Here is a 23,664-nt window from a genome sequence, read left to right on the forward strand (position 1 = left end):
CCATGAAGATCGCCTCAGCGGACGTCATCGTGACGTGCCCCGGACGCAACTACGTCACCCTGAAGATCACCACCGAGGACGGGGTCACCGGCATCGGCGACGCCACGCTCAACGGGCGTGAGCTGTCGGTGGTGTCCTACCTGCGCGACCACGTGTGCCCGCTCCTGGTGGGCCGTGACGCCGGTCGGATCAACGACATCTGGCAGTACCTGTACCGGGGCGCCTACTGGCGGCGCGGACCGGTGACCATGACCGCCATCGCCGCGGTCGACTGCGCCCTGTGGGACATCCTCGGCAAGGTCACCGGACAACCCGTCCACCGGCTGCTCGGCGGGGCCGCGCGCGAGGGCGTCATGATCTACGGTCACGCCAGCGGGGGCACCATCGACGAACTCCTCGACGACGTGGCGGGCTACCTCGACCAGGGCTACAAGGCCGTGCGGGTCCAGGCCGCCGTCCCCGGACTGGACAGCACCTACGGGCTGCACCACCCGGGCACCGGCCACACCTACGAACCCGCCGACGCCGCGATGCCCTCCGACAACGCCTGGCACACGCCCTACTACCTGGACTTCGCGCCGAAGATGATGAAGGCGGTCCGGGACCGGTTCGGCTACGACTTCCACCTGCTGCACGACGTGCACCACCGGCTCTCCCCGCTGGAGGCCGCCCAGTTGGGCAAGTCCCTGGAGCCCTACCGGATGTTCTGGATCGAGGACGCGACACCGGCCGAGGACCAGGAGGCCTTCCGGACCATCCGGCAGCACACCACCACCCCGTTGGCGGTGGGCGAGGTCTTCAACTCCATCTGGGACTGCCGGTACCTGATCGAAAACCGGCTCATCGACTACATCAGGACGTCGGTCTCCCACACCGGCGGCATCACCCACCTGCGCAAGATCTTCGATCTGGCCGACCTGCACGGGGTGCGCACCGGTTCGCACGGTGCCGGGGACCTGTCCCCGGTGTCGTTCGCCGCCGCGCTGCAGCTGGACCTGACCGTGCCCAACTTCGGCATCCAGGAGTACATGGGCCACCTGGAGCCGGCCTCCGAGGTGTTCAAGACCTCCTACACGTTCGAGGACGGCTACATGTACCCCGGCGACGCCCCCGGCCTGGGCGTGGAGATCGACGAGGAGGCCGCGGCCCGTTACCCCTACGAACCCAGGTACCTGCCGGTGAACCGCCGCCTGGACGGCTCCATGCACGACTGGTGAGGGGAACCGACATGACAGTCTCGAACGAGGACGTCCTCGAAGCGTTGGGCGCGGCCGGGATCCTGCCCGTGCTGCGCACCCGCGACCCGTCGCGGCTGAGGGACCAGGTCCACCGGCTGCGCGACTGCGGTGCGAAGGCGGTGGAACTGACCACCTCCATCCCCGGCTGGGACGAGCGGCTCGCGGAATTCACCGAGACGATGCCGGACCTGGTCTGGGGAATGGGCACCGTCACCGAACCGGCCGTGGCCGAACGGGCGCTGGGGCACGGCGCGACCTTCCTGGTCAGCCCCTACCCGGTGCCCGAGGTGCGGCGTGCCGTGTCCGGCTCCGGGACGTTGCTGATCGAGGGCGGCCACACACCGGGGGAGCTCGCGTCGGTCGCCGCCGCGGGGGTCGCCAAGGTGTTCCCCGCACACGTGGGCGGGACCCGATACCTCCGTTCCCTGGCCCCGGTGTTGCCGGGATGCCGGCTGATACCCTCCGGCGGGATCGGCCCGCGAGAGGTGCCGGACTGGACGGCGGCCGGGGCGTTCGCGGTCGCGGTCGGCTCCGCGCTCTTGGAGGTCGACGACCTCGCCGGGCACTTCGCCGCGGCGCGCGAGAAGAGAGCAGAGGTGGAGCGGTGACGCGGTTCCTGGCCATCGGTGAGTGCATGCTCGAACTCACCCACCGCACCGAACGCGACCTACGCCTGAGCGTGGCCGGTGACACCTACAACACCGCCGTCTACCTGGCCCGGAGCACCATGCTCCAGGAGGTGGGCGTGGACTACCTGACACTGCTGGGCGACGACCACTACAGCGACCTCGTGCTGGAGACCATGCGCGGGGAAGGCGTGGGAACACACCTGGTGGGGCGGGTGAGCGGCGCCCAACCGGGGCTGTACCTGGTGCGCACCGACGACGAGGGCGAGCGTTCGTTCACCTACTACCGGTCGCGCTCGCCCGCGCGCGGACTCTTCGGCGAGGGGCACGACCTCGCCGATGGGCTGGGCGGCCACGACGTGCTCTACCTGTCCGCGGTGACCTTGCAACTGCTGACGGACAAGGCGAGGCGGCGCCTGTGGGAGCTCTTGGCGCGGGCGCGTGAACAGGGCGCGCGTGTGGTGTTCGACAGCAACTACCGGCCCGCCGGCTGGCCGAACCGGGAGGCCGCGCGCGAGGCGGTGAGCACGGCCTATGGCCTGGCCGACACGGCGCTGTCGACCTTCGACGACGAGAGGGCGCTGTTCGGCGACGAATCACCCGAGGCGGCGGCCCGGCGTCTGCGTGGCCAGGGGCCGCGGGAGGTCGTGGTCAAGGACGGTGCCCGCGGGTGCGTGGTCCTGGTCGAGGAGGAGACCGGCTCGGAACCGGTGCACGTGCCGGCCGAGGTGGTGGACGAGGTCGTCGACACCACGGCGGCGGGGGACTCCTTCAACGCCGGCTACCTCGCGGCGCGGCTGCGGGGGGAGGGCGCCGTGGAGTCCGCTCGCCGGGCGCACGCGCTGGCCGCCAGGGTCGTGGCCCGGCCCGGCGCGGTGGTCGAGGATCTGGAACTGCCGCCGCGCGGCGCCCGGCCGTAGGCGGTTCGGGGCGGGGTCCCGGTCGAGTCCCAGGCTCGACCGGGACCTTCCTGTTTCCCGAGCCCCGCACTGGTCATTCGGGTGGAGATCGCCCTGGCGTGGGGGAATTCGTGCGTGTTACCGTTGGTAACACACGTAGGCCGTCCCTCCACCCCCGGAGGGTCCGACGAAGGACGTAAGCGCATGAGCGAGGACACCGCCCCCACCTTCAGCCTGGAACCGAGTCAGGACGTCCGCGACGTCCGGGACTGGGCCCACGGGTTCGCCAAGGACGTCATCCGCCCCGCCGGGGCCGAATGGGACGAGCGTGAGGAGACGCCCTGGCCGATCATCCAGGAGGCCGCCAAGATCGGCCTGTACTCCCTGGACTTCTTCGCGAACCAGTGGCTCGAACCCAGTGGACTGGGCATCCCCGTCGCCTTCGAGGAGCTCTACTGGGGCGACCCCGGCATCGCCCTGTCCATCACCGGCACCGGTCTGGCCGCGGTCTCCGTCGCCTCCAACGGAACCCAGGACCAGCTCTTCGAATGGGTGCCGCAGATGTTCGGCACCGCCGACGACGTCAAGCTCGGCGCGTTCTGTTCCTCCGAGCCCGACGCCGGCTCCGACGTCTCCGCCATCAAGACCCGCGCCGTCTACGACCAGGCCAAGGACGAGTGGGTCCTCAACGGCGTCAAGACCTGGGCGACCAACGGCGGCATCGCCGACGTCCACGTCATCGTGGCCAGTGTGGAACCCGAACTGGGCTCGCGCGGCCAGGCGTCGTTCATCGTTCCGCCGAACACCCCGGGGCTGTCGCAGGGTCAGAAGTTCCAAAAGCACGGCATCCGCGCCTCGCACACCGCCGAGGTGGTCCTGGACGACGTGCGCGTACCCGGCTCCTGCCTGCTGGGCGGTAAGGACAAGCTCGACGAGCGTCTGGCCCGCGCCAAGGAGGGAAAGCGCTCCAAGGGACAAGCCGCCATGAAGACCTTCGAGGCCTCTCGCCCGAGTGTCGGCGTCATGGCGGTCGGCACCGCGCGCGCCGCCTACGAGTACGCCCGTGACTACTCCGTCCAGCGCGAGCAGTTCGGCAGACCCATCGGCGACAACCAGGGCGTGGCCTTCCTGCTCGCCGACATGGCCACCCGCATCGACGCCGCGCGCCTGCTGGTCTGGCGCGCGGCCTGGATGGCCCGCAACGGCAAGGACTTCGACAACGCCGAAGGTTCCATGAGCAAGCTCTACGCCTCCGAGACGGGCACCTTCGTCACCCAGAACGCTCTGCGCATCCTGGGCGGCAACGGCTACACCCGCGAGTACCCGGTGGAGCGCTGGCACCGCGACGCCACCATCTTCACCATCTTCGAGGGCGCCAGCGAGATCCAGAAGCTCATCATCGGCCGCACCATCACCGGCCTGCCCGTTCGGTAGAGACGATCTGATCGGGGGGACCCCTCTCGGGAGTGGAAGGGGGTGGGCGCGGACAATCCGGACACGCCCACTACCCTTTGGCGCATGAAACCCGGCAGCGGCACCCCCACGATCACCATCCCCGGCGGATTCAACGGTCCCGACGGGTCCGGCAACGGTGGTTACAGCGCCGGCCTGCTCGCCGAACGGCTCACCCGCGTCGGCGGCACGGCCGTACAGGTCACCCTGCGCACCCCGCCGCCGCTGGACCGGCCGCTGACCGTCGAACCCGATGGAGAGGACGCCCTGCTCCTGACCGGCGACGAGACCGAGGAGTCCGGCGAGACCACCCCGATCGCCGAGGCGGTACGCGTGGCCCCCTTCGACCGCGGCGTGATCCCCGGTGGTCCCGTCTCCGTCGCCGAGGCCGAGAACGCGAGCCGGCTCTACCCCGGGTTCGACGACCACCCCTTCCCGCGCTGTTACAGCTGTGGCCCCGAGCGCCAGGAGGGTGACGGGCTGCGCCTGTTCCCCGGCCAGGTCCTACCGGGCGACGGTCGCGCCAACGTCGGCAACACCGTCGCCTGCACGTGGGAGGTCGACGAAGCGGTCGACGACGGCACCGGCTCCGCCGCGTTCGCCCAGGTGTGGGCGGCACTGGACTGTCCCGGTGGCTGGTCCCACGACATCACCGGACGCCCCATCCTGCTGGGCCGCTTCACCGCCCAGGTGCTCAGCGTCCCGAAGGTGGGCCAGACCACCGTGGTCATGGGCCGGCTGGCGTCGGTGGACGGCCGCAAGATCCACACCGGAAGCGCTCTGTACGACGCCGAGGGCGGTCTCCTCGCCCAGGCCGGTGCGACCTGGATCGCGCTGAGGACCTGAACCCGCCCGGTGGCCCCGCGCCGCCCCGAAACCGCTACGGTGAACCCTTGTGGCCTTCGAAGACATCCGACAGACGGTGCCCGGTGAGAACGACGCCCCCGCCCCCCACCGTGGACGCAACGTGCGTGGACGCGACCCCCAACGGCGCAAGGCCATCCTGGACGCCGCCGATCGGGTGATCCAACGGGAGGGCCACGAGGCCTCCATGCTCGCCATCGCCACCGAGGCGGGCATCAGCAAACCCATCCTGTACCGGCACTTCGGTGACAAGGGCGGCCTCTACCAGGCGCTGGCCCGGCGCCACGTGGACCCGCTCATCGAGCGCATCCGCGCCGAGTTGCACCAGCACACCGACTTCGAGATCCGGGCCCGGGCCACCGTCGGCGCGTACCTGTCGATGATCTCCCAGAACCTCAACCTGTACCGGTTCCTCATGGACCGGGCCACCTCCGAGGACGTGCGCACCCGCAGCGACCTGGGCCTCATGGTCCGTCGTCTGGGCGAGGAACTCGCCGACCTGCTCCTCATCGAGAACCGTATCCAGGGTCGATTGCGCGCCCAGATCGCCGCGCACGCCGTGGTCGGCATGGTCCAGGCGGCGGGGGAGTGGTGGCTCGAACACCCCGAGGTCGGCGAGGACGAGATCATCGAGGACCTCACCGCGGCCGTGGTGGGCGCCATCCGCGGCAGCGTCGACTGACGACGGAGGACCCGGGTCCACCTCATCCGCCGAATCCACCACATGCCGCCCCACCAGTGGTGTTCGGGGTTCATCGACGTTTTCCGGTCGAGGACTTGACCTGGAGCGCGCTCCAGGTCCCATGCTTTGTCCCATGAAGGACTACTTCACCCCGGGCGAGATCGCCGAACGCTTCGAACTCACCCTGGACACCCTCCGCTACTACGAGAAGGCCGGACTGCTGCGCCGCGTCGACCGCGCGCCCAGCGGACACCGCCGCTACCGCGCCGACGACGTCGAACTCCTCCACCTGGTGCGCTGCCTACGCGACACCGACATGCCCATCTCCCGACTGCGCGAATTCGCCGAACTCGTGCGCGAGGGCGACCACACCATCCCCGAACGGGTCGAGGTGTTGCAGAGCCACCAGCACCGACTGAACGCGCACATCGAACAGCTGCGCGAACGCCAGGAGGCCATCCGCCACAAGATCGACTACTACCTCGGGGTGCTCTCGGAGCGTCCCGAACTCGCTCGGCGCCCCGAAGGTTCCATGGACACCCCCGTGAAGGAGACCGGTTGATGCGCTACACCACCATCGGCGACCGCACCGTCAGCGCCCTGTGCCTGGGCGCGATGCAGTTCGGCTCGACCACCGACCCCGACACCTCCCTGGCCCTGCTCGACCGGTTCGTCGACGCCGGCGGCACGTTCATCGACACCGCCGACTGCTACCAGTTCTGGGTCGAGGACGGCCGGGGGCACGAGAGCGAGACCTTACTGGGGCGGTGGCGGCGCGAGCGCGGTATCACCGACGAGGTCTTCATCGCGACCAAGGTCGGCGCCCAGCCCACCATCCCCGGCGCCGGGCTGGAGGCCCAGGAAGGGCTGTCGGCCCAGGCCGTCACCGCCGCGGTCGAACGCAGCAGGCGACGACTGGGCGTGGACACCCTGGACCTGCTCTACGCCCACAGGGAGGACCCCCTCACCCCGATCGAGGAGACCATGGGCGTCTTCGCCGACCTGGTCGAGCGCGGACACGTACGTGAGCTCGGGATGAGCAACCACCGCACGTGGCGGCTGGAACGCGCCCGCGCCGCGACCGAGAACCACGGATGGCCGCGCCCACGCGTCCTGCAGTACCGCTACACCTACCTGCAGGCGCGCGACGAGGTGCCCCTTCAGTCATCCGGGCACAGGTTCGTCACCCCGGAGCTGTTCGACTTCATCCGCTCCGAGGCGTCGCAGGGGCGCGATCACACCCTGTTGGTGTACAACTCGCTGCTGTCGGGCGCCTACACCCGGCCCGACCGGCCGTTCGAGTACGCCTACGATCACCCGGGCACCCCGGCGCGCCTGGCGGTGCTCGACGAGGTCGCCAAGGAGACCGGCGGTAGTCGCAACCAGGTGGTGCTCGCCTGGTTGCTGGATCACGACCCGGCCATCGTGCCGCTGGTGGGGGTCAGCTCGACCGGCCAGCTCGACGAGGTCCTGGAAGGCGTTGACCTGCGCCTGAGCGCCGAACAGCACGAGCGCCTCACCGCCGCGCACTGAGGGTCCGCGCGCAGAACGGGGGAGGGGCCGTGGCCGGAGGGGTTGGAAAGCGCTTTCGGTCACGGCCTCGCGCGGAGCCCGTCCAGACGCTCGCGTCCGGAATCGTGGGAAGCGCTTTCAGCCGCGGGCTCGAAGCAGGGGGCGGCTTCGTCGGGAGGAGAGTGCCCGGTGAAGCCGCCCTCTTCAGGCGAAGCCCTCAACCCTCACAATCGGTGCAAACGTCGCAAAGATGCACGTAGCTCTGCTTTTGCGGTTTCTTGACGCTTGCGACGGATACCTTCCCTAGGGAAGCGCGCGACCGGCCGGGTCGCCAACCCGTGGGAGGGGCCACTTGCCCGAAAGCACAGAGTCGTCCGACCGGCGTTCGGGCGCCGACGACAAGGCCTATGAGCAGATCCACTTCGCCTGGGCCGAACCCACCCTCCTCGGCCGTGTCGGACCCGGACCCGCCGCCACCTCACTGCCCGAACGCGACCAACCGGTCCTGCGCTCCTGGCGTGACCGGCTACTGCCGGCACTCACCGCCGACTACCGGTCCGCCCTGCCGGGCGTCGACCCCGGCGACTACCCCGAGACCCTGTGGGCGCACCACTACCCCGACGGGCAGAGCGCCCTCGTCTACCGATGGCCCGGCGACGTCCGCGAGGCCCACGCCTGGGCCATCGTCGGACCCACCGGCGGGCTCACCCTCTCGCGCATCCTGTCCCTGCACGAGAACCCCAACACCCGACCCGCGCAGAGCCGCCCACCCACACCCGGTTGGGCCACCATGCGCCCCCTGGCCACACCCGACCCCTGGGAACTGACCGCCGCGCCCGGTGCCCTGCGTACCCGCGACCGCCGCGCCGCCGAGACCCGCATCGGCGACGAACCACTCCTCGTCGGCGCGATCGCCCGCGCCCTGGCCCACCCCGACCGGCCCATCCACATCACCCTGGACCCGGAACGCGCCGACCTGTGGCAGGCCACCCAGCTGCGATTCCTCTGGGGCATGCACCGAATCCTGCACGAGGTCCTGACGCCACGGGCCGCGATCCCCGCCGCCGGCTGGAGCTGGTCCTTCTCCACCTACGACCCGGTCCTGGGCGTGGAGGACGGTCCGCACCTGGCCTTCGGGCCACCCGATGGCCCCGCCTCCGCCAAGGGCCCCTTCCGGGACCCGGCCCCGGCCGAGTACCTCAAGGTCGCCGACGGCCTGGTCACGGTCCTGCGAGAGGAGGGCGGCGACGCCCTGGCCCAACACCTGCGTTCCCGGGGTGTTCCCGAGGGGGCCACCTTCGCGGGCCGGCTCGACCGGCTCCACGACTGGCTCGACCCGCGCCCGACGGCGCCCGCCCGGACCGTCGAGCCGCCGGAAGCGGAGGAAGAGCTCCAGGAGGCCCCCGACCCGTTCTCCGACACCGAGGAAGGCCCCGAGGAGCGCGAGTTCCCCGACACCGTGGACCCCCTCGAACCCGAACCGCTCCCCGAGCCTCGGGATGACCTCGAAACGGGCCCGCCCGAATCACCGGAGCCGCCCGAGCCGGAGCACCACCACGAACCGGTCCCGGAATCGAAACCGGCCTGGACCATCGGCGCCTCCTCGGGCTCCACGGCCGCCGAGATCCCCGACCCGGCCCCGGACCCCGAACCCGACCACCCCGAACCCCCCGCCCCCGATCGCCCCGAAGGTCGCACCCCCGCCGACGCCCCACCCCTGCCGGTCCTCGACGAGGCCACCGAAACGGCCGTGGGGGAGGGCGACGAACCCCTCGACTACGCCTCCGAGACCGAACCGGAGGCCGGTGAGGGATACTCCGACTCCGACGACAACTGGCCCACCCACTACGTCGACCTGCCACTGGCCCGCCTGGAACGTTGGCACCGGCGACGCGGCCCCGAAGGCGCCCGCACCGACGTGGCCGACGTACGCGCCGCCATCCGGGCCGAACGCGCCGAACTCGGACGGGTACGCGGTGAACGCGACCATTACCACTCCGAGGTCCAGGAACTACGCAGGGAGATCGCTCGCTTGGACCAGTCCTGGATCGACGCCGACCCCGCCGCCGCGAACAGACGGGGGCGCCGTTGGCCCCGCCATCTGCTCCTGTTCCTCGTCCTGCTGGTGGCCTTCGCCGCCGGCCTGGAGACGGGGGCGCGGGCCGACACCGGCGTCCTCGACCTGCTGCGCGCCATCCCCGGCCTCCCTCTTGGCTAACGTGCTGGTATGACACCCGATGAACCCCGATCGGTCGAGCCCGCCGGCCTCTTCGACCTCGAACCGTGGAAGCCGATCCACCAGCTCGACCTGCCCCAGGAGATCCTCGACGATCTCGACACGAGCGCTCCCGAGGAGACCGGAGAGATCCTCCTGATGGCGAGCGAACTCCTCCTCGCCAACGAGCGTCCGGATCAGGCCCGGCTCCTGCTCCAGACGCTTCATGCCCATCCGCCCACCCCGGAGGACGGCCAGTACGCCCTGTTCGACCTGGTCTGCCTGTATGAGGACGAGGGGAACGAGAAGGAGGCGAACCGGCTTGTGAACGAGGCCGTGAACCCGGACGAGCTGACACCGGGCCCCGCGGCGCTCTTCGCCGAACGGTTCGAGAGCCGGGGTGAGGCGGACAAGGCGCTGCGCTGCTTCAACATCGGAGCACGCGACCACCTGGCGCTCCCGGCCGACGCGATCGCCGACCTGAGCGCCTACGACCTGCTTCCGCTCCAGGGGCGGGCACGGGTGCGGAAGGCGCTCGGGATGCCCGCCGACGAACACGACACGCACACCCTCGCCGCGCAGGAACTACTCCCGGCCGACCCCCTGGGAGTGGGTGACCCGCTCGACGGGCCCCTCGGATACGACGAGGAGGAGCCGCCCGCACAGATCGTCGCCGTTCAGGTGGTCTTCTCCCGCAAGGCGCTGCCCGAGGTCCTCGAACGTGGATGGGTCCGGCTCGAACGGACCGAGGCGACCTACTTCCTCGACGCCGAGCGGGAGCTGCGCGCCGAGGCCAAGGAACGACCGGACGTGCACTTCGTCGTGCTCACCGCGGAGGTGGGTGAGGTGGCGGACTTCGTCGCCCACACCGGACTCGACCCGTGCGACCCGAGAACCCTGATGGCGTGGAGCGAAGCCGAGGTCCCCGACGAGTCGGACCGTCGCCTGCCCTGGCCGCCCGAACGCAACCACACCTGCTGGTGCGCTTCGGGGCGCAAGTACAAGAAGTGCTGTGGATCCCCCTCCCTGCGCTGACCTGCCAGAGCGAGCGCCAAGGGCCGATGACGGGATAATCCGAACCGAATGCCCGTGACGGGAGTCGTACCCCGTTGCGTGAGAGTCCCCAGGTGGGACTCCGTGAGGAAATGGGAGCGGTCGTGTTCGGAATCCTGCGGCCCTGTCGGCACACTCTGCCCGGCGGGTTGGCCACGGAGTGGATGTCCCATCTGTGCGGGCTCTGCCTGGCCCTGCGCGATGGGCACGGTCAGGCCTCGCGCCTGGCCACCAACCACGACGGTCTGGTCATCTCGGTGCTGACCGCCGCACAGTCCCGGGCCGAGGCCGGAACCCGGGCCGTCGGCCCCTGCCTGTTGCGCGGCATGCGCTCCGCGCGGGTCGCCGACGGCACCGGTGCGAACCTGGCCGCCACGGTGTCGCTGATGCTGGCCTCCGGCAAGATCAGCGACCACATCGAGGACGGCGACGGGCGCCTCGCCCGGCCCGGAGTGCGCGCTGTCGCCGGGAGGATGGCGCGACGCTGGCAGCAGGACGCGAGGGAGGCGGGCACCGGTCTGGGCTTCGACACCTCCGCGCTCACCGCCGTCATGGATCGCCAAAGCGAGGTCGAGGCGGTCGCCGGTCCGGGCACCGACGTCCTCACCGTGACGGCACCCACCGAGGAGGCCACCGCCGAGGCGTTCGCGTACACCGCGGTGCTGGCCGAGCGCCCCGCCAACGCCGAACCGCTCCACGAGGCCGGTCGGCTCTTCGGTCGGATCGCCCACCTGCTGGACGCCGTGGAGGACCAGAAGGACGACCTCGCCAACGGTTCCTGGAACCCCCTGACCGCCACCGAGACCGGAGCCGACCGGGCCCGTGAGCTCTGCGACGACGCCGTTCTGGGCGTGCGTTTGGCCTTGGACGCCACCGAGTTCGCCGATGACCGCCTGGTCCGCGCCCTGCTCGTCACCGAACTGCGCCGAGCCGTCTCACGTACCTTCTCTCACGCCGGCCACCCGGGGCAGCCCGGATACGGTGCGGGCCATCCCGGATACGGGCCCGTCTCAGGCGGACACCACCACCCCGGGTACGGGGCCGGTGATCACTTCCACGGTGGTCACGGCGACCACGGTGGAGGTTCGGGGTCGGGACATGGACACGGCGGGGGTGGCTCCGGTGACGATGGCGGCCACCGGAGCAAGGGCGGCTGCTGCACCGCTTGCAACTGTGAGACCCCGGCCCTGGAGACACCACCCCGCTCTCGTGGCTTCTTCGCCGGTTGCGCCGCCGCTCTGTTCATGTGCTGTACCTGCCAGCTCTGCTGCCGTGGTCCACACCCCGGCCCCTGGACGGGCAAACCCCGGGAGGCCTGGTGCGACATCTGCGAATGCGTGGGGGACACCTGCGGTAACTGCTGCGGCTGTTGCGGTCGCTGCAAGGACTGCGACTGTAATTGCTGTGACTGACCCCGACCCGGTTCACCTCGGATGGATCGGGCGCCCTGGCCCGGAGCCCGCTCGGCCACCGCGGGAAATCTCGCGGAGAGCCTGTGGAAAACCCGGTCCGAAACGTCGGGAGGCCTGGTCAGGGCTTCTAGCATGGGAACCATGAACGAACTGTCACCAGAGCAGGTCGACCGGGTGATCACCCTGGCCATGGACATGGCCCGAGAGGGACGGACCACCGAACTCCTGGAGTTCCTCGACCACGGGCTCGCCGTCGACGTCCGCGACAACGACGGCAACACCCTGCTGATGCTCGCCGCCTACCACGGCAACGGGGAGACCGTCCGGGAACTCATCGGACGCGGAGCCGACGTGGACCTGCGCAACGGCCGCGATCAGTCACCGTTGGCCGGAGCGCTCTTCAAGGGTGAGGACGAGGTCGTCAAGGCTCTCGTCGAGGCCGGGGCGGACCTGGACGCCGGCACACCCAGCGCCCGCGCCACCGCACAGATGTTCGGCCGTACCGAACTGCTTTCCTGATCCCCACCATCGGCACGAAACACCGAAGAGCCGGCACGGTCGCCCGTGCCGGCTCTTCTCGCTAGTGCCGCGAAGCGTTACAGACTGCCGGCCTTGTGGGCCTCGATGGCCTTGCGCACGCCCTCACCGTAGGCCGGGTCGGCCTTGGTGCAGTTGGCGATGTGGCGCTCGATGGTGGCGTCGGAGGCCCCGTCGATCGCACGCGCGGTGTTGGCGAACAGACGCTGCTGCTCCTCGGAGTTCATCAGACGGAACAGGTCGCCCGGCTGCTGGAAGTAGTTGTCGTCGTCCTCGCGGTAGTTGAACCGGTCGGCGTTGGCACCCACGCCCAGCGCCGGCTCGGCGTAGGCGGGCTGCTCCTGCCAGCGGCCGTAGGAGTTCGGCTCGATACCGGGAACGCTGCCCTGGTTGCCGTCCACGCGCATGGCACCGTCACGGTGGTAGGTGTTGACCATCTTGGCGCCGCGCGGGTAGTTCACCGGGATCTGGTGGTGGTTGACGCCCAGGCGGTAGCGGGCGGCGTCACCGTAGGAGAACAGGCGACCCTGGAGCATGCGGTCCGGGGAGACACCGATGCCGGGGACCAGGTTGGCCGGGGTGAAGGCGACCTGCTCCACGTCGGCGAAGTAGTTCTCCGGGTTGCGGTTGAGCTCGTACTCGCCGACCTCGATGAGCGGGAAGTCCTTCTTCGACCAGACCTTGGTGAGGTCGAAGGGGTGGAAGCGGTACTCCTCGGCCTCGGCCTCGGTCATGACCTGGATGTACATGGTCCACTTGGGGAAGTCGCCCCGCTCGATGGCCTCGTACAGGTCACGCTGGGAGGACTCGCGGTCGTCGGCGACGACCTCACGGGCCTCTCCGTCGGTGTAGTTCTTGATGCCCTGCTGGGTGCGGAAGTGGAACTTGACCCAGACGCGCTCGTTCTCCTCGTTGATGAAGGAGTAGGTGTGCGAACCGAAGCCGTGCATGTTGCGGTAGCCGACGGGGAGGCCGCGGTCCGACATGACGATGGTGACCTGGTGCAGGGACTCGGGGAGGTTGGTCCAAAAGTCCCAGTTGTTCTCGGCCGAGCGCATGTTGGTGCGCGGGTCGCGCTTGACGGCGCGGTTCAGGTCGGGGAACTTCAGCGGGTCACGGAAGAAGAAGACCGGGGTGTTGTTACCGACGATGTCCCAGTTGCCCTCCTCGGTGTAGAAGCGCAGGGCGAAGCCGCGGATGTCGCGCTCGGCGTCGGCGCCACCACGCTCACCGGCGACGGTGGAGAAGCGGTTGAAGACCTCGGTCTTCTTGCCGACCTCGGAGAAGATCGCGGCCTTGGTGTACTGGGAGACGTCCTTGGTGACGGTGAAGGTACCGAAGGCGCCGGAGCCCTTGGCGTGCATCCGCCGCTCGGGGATCACCTCGCGGTCGAAGTGGGCGAGCTTCTCCAGGAACCACAGGTCCTGCAGCAGCATGGGGCCGCGCGGACCGGCCGTGAGGCTGTCCTGGTTGTTGGCGACGGGGGCACCGTTCGCCGTGGTCAGCGGCTTGGTGTTGTCCTGGTACGACATGTGTTCCTTGTACCTCCACGGAAGGCGGTGGGATCACCGACAGGTGTCGGGCCTCGTGACACCCACGCGAGTGGTCTTCGCGGCGGAGTTCGTCGTGCCACGCTCGACGCCTCGGGCCGGGACCGCTCTGGTGCTTTCTCGTATTGAATCAGTTTTCTGGATTGATTCCAAACTAGGAGCCGATCCGTTTTGGGGCAAGGTGCGTGTCACGACCCGGATCGGACGCGGGAATGTGTTGTGCCTCACACGTAGGCCGCCCTCGGATGAGGTCGAGAGGCGTGCCGGTACGGGTCCCGGTCCGTGGCACGAGGAACGGGAGCGGCCGGCGGGGATGGGATGGCCCTTGTTCTCCGGGCGTGAGCCTTCCGGCGCACGGCTCTGGCGTCAGCCCGGGGTGGAGTCCGGCTCGGAGGTGTCACGCACCGGGGTGTCCTCCACCCGTGAACCGGGAGCGCCCCGATCGGGGGCGGCCGGATTGTGCGCGTGCTGGGGTGGCGCCATGTCGTCCCCGACGCCCTCACCCGCCTCCGGAATCCGCAGCGCCAACAGGGCCACGTCGTCCCCACTGGGATTGATGCGCACCAGGAGTTCGTCGAGGAAGTCCTCCAACCCCAGGTGGGTCAGGTCCATGGCGTGCCCGCGCAGCTTCTCCAACCCCGTGTCGAGATGCTCATCGCGGTTCTCGACCAGACCATCGGTGTAGAAAAGCACCGTGGATCGCTCCGGAAGCTCCTCCCACGCGTCGGGCCACTCCAACCCCAGGTGTAGGGCGGAGCTCATACCGATGAGGGGACCGTGCCCCTCCTCCAGGTATCGGGCGGTCCCGTCGGGTGTGATGAGCAACGGCGGCGGATGCCCGGCGTTGACCCAATGCAGGTGCCACGGGCCGCCGTCGGTCCCCTCGATACGGGCGATCACGACGGTGGCCATGGGCGCGTCACTGGTGTTGGTCATGACCTCGTCCAGACGCCGCATGATCTGGCTGGGCGGCTCCTGGCGGTCCCAGGCCAGCGCGCGCAGCATGTTGCGCACCTCCGCCATGTGCCCCGCCGCGTGCAGGTCGTGCCCGACCACGTCCCCGATGACCATGGTCGTGACCCCGTCGGCCAGCAGGAACACGTCGTACCAGTCCCCGCCGACCTCCGCGGCCCGCTGCGCCGGTTGGTAACGGGCGGCGAACCTCAGGTGGTCGATCTGCGGCAGCGGGGTCAGGAGCTGTCGCTGAAGGGTCACCGCCATGTCGCGCTGCTGCTCGTACAGACGGGTGCTCTCGATGACCAGACCGGTACGGCGGGCGATGTCGCCCAGGAGCAGGATCTCGGCCTCGGTGTGGCCGGCCCCCACACCGGTGCGTCCCACCGTGAGCGCGCCGAAGACCTTCCTGCGGCTGTACAGCGGCACCACCACCGCGCTGCCCTCACCCAGGACCTCGAACAACCACCGATGCGCGTGGGCGAACGGCTCGTCCGGCTCGTTCGCCTGGGCCTGGGCGTCCAGCAACACGGGGCGGGTCCCGCGCAGGGCCCGCGCCAACGCCGAACGCGACGGGTGTGAGGGCGGCGGCAACGGCCCCTTCAACGAATCGTCGACGTCGGGGGCGCCCTGGGAGTGGACGGCCGCGCGCCGCATCCGACGCTCCGTGTCGGCCTCCGGAAGCAGGTCGACCACCGCCCAGTCGCCCATCTCCGGCACCAACAACCGCACCAGTTGGTCCAACGCCTCACCTATGTGCGAGGCCGAGATGAGCAGGACCGAGCTCTCCGCGACCATGCTCAGCCGTGCGGTGAGCTCCTCCAACGCCGCCAGGTGCGACGCGGTCTGTTCCCTGGCGTCCCGGTGCTTCTTGAAGTTGTGGAAGACGATGACGGCACCCACCGTCCGATCCATCTCCTGGAGGGGCGTGGCCGCCCAGATGATGGGTACGAGCGTGCCGTCTCCGCGCAGGAAGAACTCGTCGCTGCCCTCGGTGGGCCGACCGCTGTCCAACACGCTCTGGGCGAGGCACTCCTCGCGCGGAAGCTCTTCGCCGTCGGCGTCCCTGTGCATCAGGTCGTGCAGGTCGGCGCCGAACAGCTGTTCCTCGTCGCGGCCCACGATCTGACGCGCGTAGGGGTTGGACACGGTGATGCGGCCGGCGGTGTCGATGACGAACAACCCCGCCCCCACCTCGTCGAACACCGCGCGCAGCATGGCGCTCTCCGGTGGCCCACCGGTGTCGCCCATCGTCCTCACCTCCGGCGGCCACGCCGTGGAACTTCCTCTGGGTCCTCCCCGGGCCGCGTCGGGTCGCATCGAAATACCCGATCGAACGTTGGGTACACGCAAAATCTCGGTAAGTGATGACGATCCGCGAACGGGCCTCCGGCCCACGAGCGCCGCCGAACCTCCGTGTCGTCCCCACCCGGTTCACACCGTCGGGGCGAGACTGGGGCTGTGAACCACGGCCCCACTTGTCATAGCCGAGGAGGACGCCCATGGACTGGAGCGTGATCCTTCCACCGAGCGAGTCGATCCTCGAACTCATCGCGCGGGGCAGCATCACCTTCCTCCTGCTGGTCCTGCTGCTACGGCTCGTCGGCCAACGGGAGTCCGGCGGCCTGGGCATCACCGACCTGCTCGTGGTCGTGCTCATGGCCGACGCCGCCAGCGCGGGCATGACCGGGAACGCCGACACGATCGGTGACGGCCTGGTACTGGCGGCCACCATGCTGTTCTGGAGCGTGGCGCTCGACGGGGTCGCCTACCGCTGGCCGGCCTTCGCCCACCTGATCAAGGCCCGCCCCCGACCGCTCGTCCTGGACGGCCGACTCGACCGCCGGGTGATGCGACGCGAGTTCATCACCGAGGAGGAGGTGCTCACCCAACTGCGGCTGCACGGTTACAGCGACCTCGACATGATCGCCCGCGCCTACCTGGAACCGAACGGGATGATCAGCATCGTCCCCAAACCGGACAGGAAGCCCTGAACCCGGCCCATCCCTGAGGCAAGGTGGGTTTTGTCGGCGAAACCGCAGGTTAGGAGGACCATGAGAGTCGATCATCGCTCGACGCGAGGGGGGAACATGATCGCCTATCAGGAACTCATGGAACACGTGGCCCGCGAAGGCGGCACCTCCGACAACGAGGAGGCGCGCCGAGCGCTGGAGGCCTCCGCCGAGGTACTGGCCCGGCACACCGACCCGGATACCCGCGAGTATCTGCGCGAACAACTCCCCGCGATGCTGCGCGACCATATCCCCGAGCAACCGGGTGCGCCGGCCCTGGAGAGCGGTGAACTCTCCGAGGAGGTCGCCCAACGGATCGGCTGCCCTCCGGAAAGAGGCGTGCGCCTGATGGGAGCCGTGCTCTCCGGGATCCACCGGAGCGATCCCCGGCTCGCCGAGGAACTGGCCTCTCGGCTTCCCGACGAACTCGCCGAGTGGGCCCGCGACCCCCAGGGAGCGCGCGGCCGGGCCGATACCGGCCAGACGGACACGCCCGACCGCCTGGATCAGGCCGGCCTGGAGCGGGCCTTGGAGGGGCTTCCCGACTGGCAGGGCGACACCGAGGGTCTGACCCGGTCCGTGAACCTGCCGGTCGACCGGCTCACACCGCTGCTGAATCAGGCCCACAAGGCGGCTCGCGAACTCGGTCACGGTTTCGAACACCACACCACCGGCACCGAGGTCGTCTTCACCGTGCGGACCGCATCGATAGGCGCGGTGACCACCCGGGACATCGAGATGGCGGAACGCGTCGACGCGGCCATCGCCAAGATCGGTTCCGGTGGCTGACGCTTCCGCCGCCCACGGTCGACAAAGAGAAGGACCCGACACGTCCGTGTCGGGTCCCCTTTTCTTCTTGGAGGCTACTTCTTCTCCTCAAGACGTAGAGCGACGCCCAGAGCGAAGAAGGTGGGAGCCCACTGTCCGACGAAGATGCCCCACCGGTCGGCCCGGTCGAGGGAGGCGTCCTCCTTCTTCTTGGACATGGCCCAGCTCAGGAACGCCAGGCCGATGCTGGCGGTACCGGCGGTGTAGGCCATCTCGGAAGTGAGGCCGATTTCGGACAGCTTCGCGATCATGAGGTCCCCTCGATGTCGGGTGCGGTTCGTGGAGCACCTGCCCGGGCGAACACCAAGGTACGGGCAGGAACAGGCAAAACATGCGGTGCCCGGACACGTGCTCGCGACGGCCGGGACCGGTACCGGTGGCTCGGTGACGCCTTCCGCCTGAACTCGACCGCCACGGCGAGACCGCCCGAAGGACCGCCGAGGTACCCGGCCCGCGTTTTTCGCGCAAATGGTTGACATTATTCACAGAGTTGTATTTAAGATGATGACGCCAATACACGGAACGGCTCGCCGCTGACCCGGCGTGGGCCGCGGCCCGCCGGAAGGGGGGCACCTTCACACTCGGCAGCGACCCCTGAGCGGAAAAGGAACACCCCCCATGCGCAGACACGGTTTCGGTGGGTTGCTCACCGACGACCAGTGGCACCGACTCGTCTCCTCGACCCCTTCCAGCGCCTTCACCCGTGGGCAGGTCCTCCTGCACCAGGGCGACACGGGCACCGGCGTCCACCTCATCCTCGGCGGCCGCCTCCGCGTGGAGTCGGTGTACGCCGACGGCACCCGGGCCCCGCTGGCCTTCCGATCCCACGGTGAGATCCTCGGCGAATCGGTCCTGGCCGGCGGGGGAGTGACACGCAGCGCCACCGTGGTCGCCCTGACCGACGGCGCCACCGTTCACCTGCCCGCCGAGCGTTTCCAGCGCAGGCTCAAAGAACTCGACCTGGTCTCCCGGCTGTGGGAGAGCGTGGTCAGACGGCAGAGCGAAAGCGACCAGATCCGCGTCCAGCTCTCTCGGCTACCGGCCGAACGTCGCCTGCCCGCCGCCCTGGTCCACCTGGCGACCATGCTCGGCGAGCCGATCCCGCCCCCGCTCACTGACGCGCCCGACCGGCCCGACGACCCGGGCCGAGGCGTGCTCCTGAACATCCCCCTGCCCCAACAGGAGATCGGCGGTTTCGTCGGGCTCTCCCGCACCTCCGTGCACAACGCCTACACCCGTCTCAAGGAGATGGGGCTGATCCGCACCGGTCGCCAGTACGTGGCCCTCCTCGACCTGGTCCGCCTGGAGGCCATCGCCCGGGGAGACGAACCCGGCTGAGGTGCCGTGCGTCACTTCCCTCCCGTTGTGTTCAGAACTGAACAAAGTCCCATCGGACACCGCGCGATGCTGTCCGCGGACGGGCCGCCGAGGCCCACTCACCCCCTGAGGAGAATCGGCATGGAACTGGATCTGCCCGCACACGGTGACGTCACCCCGCTCCCGCTCTACCGGGCCGTATTGGCCGTAGACATGGAGAACTTCAGCAGTACCAGCGCCAGGAACCAGCAGATCATCGGCGCTCTCATCCCGAAGGTGCTGGAGGAGGCGCTGAAGGAGTCCGGCATGGCGAAGGTCTGGGAGGAGAGGCTGTTCGCCCGGCACGGCGGCGACGGCTACGTCTTCGGCACCGACCCCGAACACCTGCCCTTCCTCATCAGCCCCTTCCTGGGCAACCTGCAGAACTCCCTGGAGCACATCCAGCCCGTCCTGGCCGCCCTCGACCGGGACCTGCGCATGCGCCTGCGGGTGAGCATCGACGTCGGTCCCCTGCCCTACCACGGCGCCGGAGACCCCAAGAACGCCATGGGCGAGGCCATGATCAGCACCCACCGCCTGCTCGACTCCGAACCGGTCCGCGCCGAACTCAAGCGCACCGACCCCGACACCACGTTGGTCGCCGCCATCATCTCCCGACGCGTGTACGAGGACGTGGTTCTGGGCGACTTCACCACGGTGCGCCCCACCCGGTGGCGTCAGGTGAACGCGACCGTGGGCGGCAAGGGCTTCTCCGCGGAGGGCTACCTGTTCGTCCCCACCCCTTCCTGGGGTCCCGACCCCGATGGGGACACGTCGCCCAAGGACACCCCCGACGACGGTGCCCCCACCGGTGACTCCGGCGGCGCCACCACCGACGACGCTCCTTCGCGTACACGCTCTGTACCTGAGCAGGTCGACGCCTACAACGAGTACGCGGTTCGCAACAATAACCGCGGCCAGGTCGTCCAGGGCGGGACCATCAACGGCGGCGTCCACTATGGGGAGAACGTCGATGACCGCTGAACCAACGGGCTCCGAGCACGACCCGCCCCCTGAACGACGGCAGGCGCAACCGACCGAAGAAGGGGGCGCCAAGGATGCGAAGACCACTGGGGAGCGCCCTTCCGAAACCAAAGGGGACGCCACGAAGAAGGGCCGCCGCAGGCCCCGCTTCGGGAATAAGGTCGACAAGAACAGGGGCCAAGCCGTCGCCGCCGGAAAGATCAACGGCGGCGTCCACTACCACGAGCACATCGGCGAGGGCATCACCCAGCGACTCCGCCAGACCGCCACCGTCGACGAGGAACGCGTCAAGGAGGTGCGCAACACCTTCTGTGCCGCCGACCCCGCCGCGTACGACATATTCCGGAACGAACTCAGGGACGACGGCGTGGGGGTCGTTTCGGGCAAACCCGGAACCGGACGCTTCACCGCCGCTCTGCATGCGTTGGCTTCGGTACGACTCGGAAGCCCGATCGAAGAGCTCACGATCGACACGGCGGCCAAGGACGCCGGGGTCTCCCTGATCAACGTGGATTCCGACGAGTCTCTCCTACTCGACCTCACCGGACTGCCCGAGCCCACGACCACGCAGAAGGTGGCCCTTCGAGGGTTGGCGATGGGCGCACGTCGATCCGGTGCTCTGCTGGTGTTCGTGAGCGATTCGGTCTCTAGGGGCTTCCCAAACGACCTCCGGGCCCGGTTGCGTATCGACGCGCCGGCCGGTGCGATCGATGTCTTCCGCCGCGTCATGGGCCGCATATGCGGTGAAAGGGCCACCGCGCTCTGGTTGGACACCGCCGAGGTACGCGAGGCCCTGGAAGGTGCCGAACCCGCCCGGGTCATCACTCTGGTTCGTGAGGCACACCGGCGTAAGAACTCCTTCACCGATGAGAAGGAGTGGATCGCACACGTTCTGAAGGACCACGTTGAGAACTCCGACGATCTGGCCGGATGGTTCCGCGAACACGCTCTCGACACCGAGTTCCAGCGTGTATTGCTGGCCACCGTCGCCCTGCTGGAAGGGGGACCCCGGGCGGCCATCGCTCACCATGCCCGTGGGCTGGCGAAGGTGTGGCACGTTCCGCCGCTATGGCGTACCCCCATCTCCGGCGACGGGCTCACCTCCCACCTGGGGGAGATCAAGGCCCACGTGCGTGAGGACGGCATCTACTTCAATCGGCCCAAAGCCGCTGACGAGGCGCTCGACTACCTGTGGCGTGAGCACCCAGAGACCCGCACCCTCCTTCGGGAATGGGTTCCCGTGGCCGTCGCCGACCTGGGTGAGCACCACCGGTTGGAGGCGGCCCGGCGGTGGTTGCGCCTGGCCCGCAGACAGCGGGACTTTGCCCCGGTCCGCATGCTCATCGAGGAGTGGGGCAATACCAAGGAACTCATGTGGGAGGCCATCCCCGTGGTGGCCGAAGCCGCACTCTCGCCCGAGTTCGGCCCCCGAGTGCGCCGACTGCTCTACAACATCGCGAGCTCCCCGCGAGTGCGTATGAGTGACCGGACTGTTTTGGAGGTCTGCCGGGTCTACGGCCGGATCCAGCCCGAGACCGCACTGACCCGCATCCGTGCCATCGCCGAGAAGGTCTTGGTGTTCTGGGACCCGAGCCTGGTCCAGGCATTGGAGGACATCGCCGGGGAGCCGGAGAACACCGGCGTCGTCCTGGAGTCCCTGGTCGACTGGACGTTTCGGGAGAGGAAGGGACGAGCGAACGAGGTCGCTGCTCTGGCGCTGTGCCGTCTGCTCGCCCGTGGGGGCAAGGCAGGGCCACGAGTGTTGGTGGACTTGTGGTCGGGGGAGAGGACATCCGACGAACTCGCTCGCGCCTGGCAAGCGGCCACCTCATCTGAGGCCGAGGTAGGAAGGGCGCTGTGGGCGTGGTTCGACGCCCTGGCCGATTGCCGGGACGCGAGCGACATCGGCTTCGAGGTGCTCAGAGGCGTCGCCCGTGAACACGGCCCCTTCCGGTCCGCGCTCGAACGGTGGATCAACCGTTGGCGGCACGCCCACACGCACAGAGCTCCGGCCATCGAAGAACTGTGGCGGATCATCACTGAGGAGAGGAAATGATGATCGGACGTGGACGCGGAACCAAGCGCGGTAATAAGCACGATACGCCGGTGTGGAGCATCGCCTTCCGCTCACCGGACACGACGGTGGAGTTCCAGGCCAGGGTCCCGAGCGCCGCGGCCGGGATGGGGTTCGAGGCCACCTTCGAGATGACCATCGCTTGGAACGGGGCGGGAGCTGCGGCGCAGGCGCGTGCGCGCGCCCTGCTGCAACGCGAGGTCATTCGGATCGCGAAGGGGGTGAGCTCGGGGTTCACCCTTGGCGACCGAGGGAGCGCCGAGGCCGAGATCGGCTGCGCCCTGGCCGAGGCGAAGGGAACACATGAGGAGGTGGTGCGTGAGGTCGCGGTCCTGGCGCGGTTGTCCGTAGACAAGGAGGACCTCGACCTGGAACGCGAACGAGAACGCGTGGGCCCACGCAACGAGGTCGAGCGGGCCGCCCACCGAGTTCGTATGGAACGGGTCCGTGAACTTCAGCGCGACGTGCTCAGTGACCCGCAGGTGGCCAGGGTGTGGTGGTACGAGCAGAACCCTGACCTGCTGCACGAGATCGAGAACGCCGGGGCGGCTCTCGACCTGATGAGCACCTCGGGGAACAGGTCGGAGGAGGCCGGTGAACATCGTGGTGGAACGGACGATCCCGTACTCGACGCCTTCCTGAGTGGTCTGTCGGAGTGGGAGGTGCCCTCGGCCCTGGAGCGTCTGACCACCATGTTCGAAGGGCTCGAACGCCGCGACCTGGCCGAGCGGCTACGCGAGAGGTGGCTGAGTAATTGAGTGAGGGCCGGGGCGCTGGCCCCGAATGAGCGCGGCCAAGGCGATCGACCTCTCCCGACGGCTCGGGAACGCCTTCCGTTGAGGGCGTGAAGCCCGGGTGGGATGACGAACACGGATTTCGGTGGAGAACAAGTGCCCAACGCCATCTGGTTGGTCGTGTTCACGCCAAGTATAATTTGGTGTATTCGTTGAAAACTTCGGTCGGCAGGCGCATGACGTAGCCGGTGTGTTCCCGACCCCCCGACCTCGCAAGCGGCGCCGTCCCCCCGACGGCGCCGCCCGTCGCATTCCTCTTCGAAGGAGGCCAGGCCATGGAGAACACGGCCCGAGAGCGGATCATCGAGCAGGAACAGGTATCGGTGGACCGGGCCCACCGATACCTGGAACGGCAACGTGTGAAGACCGAGCGGCTCGCCGGGGTGAACGCCGCGGCCAGCGCCAAGGACGGTGTGGCCCAGCACGCCGAGTTCACACGCTGGGCGCAGGAGTACCGGATCGACGAACGGCAACTCGTCGTCCAACGGGTCGACCTGCTTGAGAAGGCCGAGGCCGAGACCTTCTACGAGCTCATCTCATTTGGATTCTCGATAGCCTGGCCCGGTGTCGATGGTTGAGCGGTTGGTGCCGGACAAACTGTGGGAGCTGTTTCAACGGGTGG

Annotated in this window: 22 protein-coding genes; 19 read left to right on the top strand and 3 right to left on the bottom strand. The window is 68.9% G+C overall.

What is annotated here, in order from left to right:
• Positions 1–2: 2 nt before the first annotated feature.
• From manD to ACWGKS_RS23555, 12 genes are all read left to right on the top strand, one after another.
• Positions 3–1,217, top strand: coding sequence for a D-mannonate dehydratase ManD (gene manD / locus ACWGKS_RS23500; RefSeq protein WP_358506465.1), 1,215 nt, complete (start codon positions 3–5; stop codon positions 1,215–1,217).
• An 11-nt stretch (positions 1,218–1,228) separates the two neighbouring features.
• Positions 1,229–1,846 (top strand): bifunctional 4-hydroxy-2-oxoglutarate aldolase/2-dehydro-3-deoxy-phosphogluconate aldolase, encoded by a 618-nt coding sequence (locus tag ACWGKS_RS23505; protein WP_358506468.1) that lies wholly within the window; start codon positions 1,229–1,231, stop codon positions 1,844–1,846.
• Positions 1,843–2,784 carry a sugar kinase gene (locus tag ACWGKS_RS23510; RefSeq protein WP_358506470.1) on the top strand — a complete coding sequence of 314 codons (942 nt, stop codon included), beginning with the start codon at positions 1,843–1,845 and terminating at the stop codon, positions 2,782–2,784. Before ACWGKS_RS23505 ends, ACWGKS_RS23510 begins: the two co-directional genes overlap by 4 nt.
• A gap of 183 nt (positions 2,785–2,967) precedes the next feature.
• Positions 2,968–4,197, top strand: coding sequence for an acyl-CoA dehydrogenase family protein (locus ACWGKS_RS23515; RefSeq protein WP_358506473.1), 1,230 nt, complete (start codon positions 2,968–2,970; stop codon positions 4,195–4,197).
• 84 nt (positions 4,198–4,281) lie between these two features.
• Positions 4,282–5,061, top strand: coding sequence for a hypothetical protein (locus ACWGKS_RS23520; protein WP_358506475.1), 780 nt, complete (start codon positions 4,282–4,284; stop codon positions 5,059–5,061).
• A 49-nt stretch (positions 5,062–5,110) separates the two neighbouring features.
• Positions 5,111–5,761, top strand: coding sequence for a TetR/AcrR family transcriptional regulator (locus tag ACWGKS_RS23525; RefSeq protein WP_358506478.1), 651 nt, complete (start codon positions 5,111–5,113; stop codon positions 5,759–5,761).
• Positions 5,762–5,894: 133 nt separating this feature from the next.
• Positions 5,895–6,323 (top strand): MerR family transcriptional regulator, encoded by a 429-nt coding sequence (locus ACWGKS_RS23530; RefSeq protein ID WP_358506481.1) that lies wholly within the window; start codon positions 5,895–5,897, stop codon positions 6,321–6,323.
• Positions 6,323–7,294, top strand: coding sequence for an aldo/keto reductase (locus ACWGKS_RS23535; protein WP_358506484.1), 972 nt, complete (start codon positions 6,323–6,325; stop codon positions 7,292–7,294). The genes ACWGKS_RS23530 and ACWGKS_RS23535 overlap by 1 nt, the downstream gene beginning before the upstream one ends.
• A 331-nt stretch (positions 7,295–7,625) precedes the next feature.
• Positions 7,626–9,491 (top strand): hypothetical protein, encoded by a 1,866-nt coding sequence (locus tag ACWGKS_RS23540; protein WP_358506487.1) that lies wholly within the window; start codon positions 7,626–7,628, stop codon positions 9,489–9,491.
• 9 nt (positions 9,492–9,500) lie between these two features.
• Positions 9,501–10,523: an SEC-C domain-containing protein gene (locus ACWGKS_RS23545; protein ID WP_358506491.1), complete on the top strand. Its 1,023-nt coding sequence runs from the start codon at positions 9,501–9,503 to the stop codon at positions 10,521–10,523.
• A gap of 122 nt (positions 10,524–10,645) precedes the next feature.
• On the top strand, positions 10,646–11,953 hold the full coding sequence (locus ACWGKS_RS23550; protein WP_358506577.1) for a DUF5685 family protein: 1,308 nt from the start codon (positions 10,646–10,648) through the stop codon (positions 11,951–11,953).
• Between the two features lie 141 nt (positions 11,954–12,094).
• Complete coding sequence (locus ACWGKS_RS23555) at positions 12,095–12,472, top strand: ankyrin repeat domain-containing protein (protein ID WP_358506494.1); 378 nt, start codon at positions 12,095–12,097, stop codon at positions 12,470–12,472.
• A gap of 77 nt (positions 12,473–12,549) precedes the next feature.
• Here the strand turns inward: ACWGKS_RS23555 and ACWGKS_RS23560 are convergent, their stop codons facing one another.
• Both ACWGKS_RS23560 and ACWGKS_RS23565 read right to left on the bottom strand, forming a co-directional pair.
• Entirely contained in the window at positions 12,550–14,022 is a 1,473-nt protein-coding gene (locus ACWGKS_RS23560) for a catalase (protein ID WP_358506497.1), read from the bottom strand.
• A gap of 384 nt (positions 14,023–14,406) precedes the next feature.
• On the bottom strand, positions 14,407–16,245 hold the full coding sequence (locus ACWGKS_RS23565) for a SpoIIE family protein phosphatase (RefSeq protein WP_358506500.1): 1,839 nt from the start codon (positions 16,243–16,245) through the stop codon (positions 14,407–14,409).
• Between the two features lie 251 nt (positions 16,246–16,496).
• Between ACWGKS_RS23565 and ACWGKS_RS23570 the strand changes: the two genes are divergently transcribed.
• Both ACWGKS_RS23570 and ACWGKS_RS23575 read left to right on the top strand, forming a co-directional pair.
• Positions 16,497–16,988 (top strand): DUF421 domain-containing protein, encoded by a 492-nt coding sequence (locus tag ACWGKS_RS23570; RefSeq protein ID WP_358506503.1) that lies wholly within the window; start codon positions 16,497–16,499, stop codon positions 16,986–16,988.
• Between the two features lie 96 nt (positions 16,989–17,084).
• Positions 17,085–17,795, top strand: coding sequence for a DUF2267 domain-containing protein (locus ACWGKS_RS23575; RefSeq protein WP_358506506.1), 711 nt, complete (start codon positions 17,085–17,087; stop codon positions 17,793–17,795).
• A 74-nt stretch (positions 17,796–17,869) separates the two neighbouring features.
• Here ACWGKS_RS23575 and ACWGKS_RS23580 read toward each other — a convergent pair whose 3' ends face one another.
• Positions 17,870–18,085, bottom strand: coding sequence for a hypothetical protein (locus ACWGKS_RS23580; RefSeq protein WP_358506509.1), 216 nt, complete (start codon positions 18,083–18,085; stop codon positions 17,870–17,872).
• Positions 18,086–18,452: 367 nt separating this feature from the next.
• Here ACWGKS_RS23580 and ACWGKS_RS23585 point away from each other — a divergent pair, with 367 nt between their 5' ends.
• The 5 genes from ACWGKS_RS23585 (at position 18,453) to ACWGKS_RS23605 (ending at position 23,620) form a co-directional block, all read left to right on the top strand.
• The gene (locus ACWGKS_RS23585; protein WP_358506512.1) at positions 18,453–19,172 is read left to right on the top strand and encodes a Crp/Fnr family transcriptional regulator; all 720 of its coding nucleotides are present in this window, start codon (positions 18,453–18,455) and stop codon (positions 19,170–19,172) included.
• 120 nt (positions 19,173–19,292) lie between these two features.
• On the top strand, positions 19,293–20,174 hold the full coding sequence (locus ACWGKS_RS23590; RefSeq protein ID WP_358506515.1) for a hypothetical protein: 882 nt from the start codon (positions 19,293–19,295) through the stop codon (positions 20,172–20,174).
• A complete protein-coding gene (locus ACWGKS_RS23595; protein ID WP_358506518.1) occupies positions 20,164–22,230 on the top strand; it encodes a hypothetical protein in 2,067 nt (688 codons plus the stop codon). The genes ACWGKS_RS23590 and ACWGKS_RS23595 overlap by 11 nt, the downstream gene beginning before the upstream one ends.
• On the top strand, positions 22,227–23,006 hold the full coding sequence (locus ACWGKS_RS23600) for a hypothetical protein (RefSeq protein ID WP_358506521.1): 780 nt from the start codon (positions 22,227–22,229) through the stop codon (positions 23,004–23,006). The genes ACWGKS_RS23595 and ACWGKS_RS23600 overlap by 4 nt, the downstream gene beginning before the upstream one ends.
• A 311-nt stretch (positions 23,007–23,317) precedes the next feature.
• A complete protein-coding gene (locus ACWGKS_RS23605) occupies positions 23,318–23,620 on the top strand; it encodes a hypothetical protein (RefSeq protein ID WP_452524064.1) in 303 nt (100 codons plus the stop codon).
• Positions 23,621–23,664 lie beyond the last annotated feature (44 nt).

Source organism: Nocardiopsis sp. NPDC055879, from assembly GCF_053615935.1.

Excerpts from the sequence above, each read along its gene's own strand:
- manD (WP_358506465.1), top strand. The coding sequence starts at position 3 with ATGAAGATCGCCTCAGCGGACGTCATCGTGACGTGCCCCGGACGCAAC.
- ACWGKS_RS23505 (WP_358506468.1), top strand. The coding sequence starts at position 1,229 with ATGACAGTCTCGAACGAGGACGTCCTCGAAGCGTTGGGCGCGGCCGGG.
- ACWGKS_RS23515 (WP_358506473.1), top strand. The coding sequence starts at position 2,968 with ATGAGCGAGGACACCGCCCCCACCTTCAGCCTGGAACCGAGTCAGGAC.
- ACWGKS_RS23520 (WP_358506475.1), top strand. The coding sequence starts at position 4,282 with ATGAAACCCGGCAGCGGCACCCCCACGATCACCATCCCCGGCGGATTC.
- ACWGKS_RS23530 (WP_358506481.1), top strand. The coding sequence starts at position 5,895 with ATGAAGGACTACTTCACCCCGGGCGAGATCGCCGAACGCTTCGAACTC.
- ACWGKS_RS23535 (WP_358506484.1), top strand. The coding sequence starts at position 6,323 with ATGCGCTACACCACCATCGGCGACCGCACCGTCAGCGCCCTGTGCCTG.
- ACWGKS_RS23545 (WP_358506491.1), top strand. The coding sequence starts at position 9,501 with ATGACACCCGATGAACCCCGATCGGTCGAGCCCGCCGGCCTCTTCGAC.
- ACWGKS_RS23555 (WP_358506494.1), top strand. The coding sequence starts at position 12,095 with ATGAACGAACTGTCACCAGAGCAGGTCGACCGGGTGATCACCCTGGCC.
- ACWGKS_RS23560 (WP_358506497.1), bottom strand. The coding sequence starts at position 14,022 with ATGTCGTACCAGGACAACACCAAGCCGCTGACCACGGCGAACGGTGCC.
- ACWGKS_RS23565 (WP_358506500.1), bottom strand. The coding sequence starts at position 16,245 with ATGGGCGACACCGGTGGGCCACCGGAGAGCGCCATGCTGCGCGCGGTG.
- ACWGKS_RS23570 (WP_358506503.1), top strand. The coding sequence starts at position 16,497 with ATGGACTGGAGCGTGATCCTTCCACCGAGCGAGTCGATCCTCGAACTC.
- ACWGKS_RS23575 (WP_358506506.1), top strand. The coding sequence starts at position 17,085 with ATGATCGCCTATCAGGAACTCATGGAACACGTGGCCCGCGAAGGCGGC.
- ACWGKS_RS23580 (WP_358506509.1), bottom strand. The coding sequence starts at position 18,085 with ATGATCGCGAAGCTGTCCGAAATCGGCCTCACTTCCGAGATGGCCTAC.
- ACWGKS_RS23585 (WP_358506512.1), top strand. The coding sequence starts at position 18,453 with ATGCGCAGACACGGTTTCGGTGGGTTGCTCACCGACGACCAGTGGCAC.
- ACWGKS_RS23590 (WP_358506515.1), top strand. The coding sequence starts at position 19,293 with ATGGAACTGGATCTGCCCGCACACGGTGACGTCACCCCGCTCCCGCTC.
- ACWGKS_RS23595 (WP_358506518.1), top strand. The coding sequence starts at position 20,164 with ATGACCGCTGAACCAACGGGCTCCGAGCACGACCCGCCCCCTGAACGA.
- ACWGKS_RS23600 (WP_358506521.1), top strand. The coding sequence starts at position 22,227 with ATGATGATCGGACGTGGACGCGGAACCAAGCGCGGTAATAAGCACGAT.
- ACWGKS_RS23605 (WP_452524064.1), top strand. The coding sequence starts at position 23,318 with ATGGAGAACACGGCCCGAGAGCGGATCATCGAGCAGGAACAGGTATCG.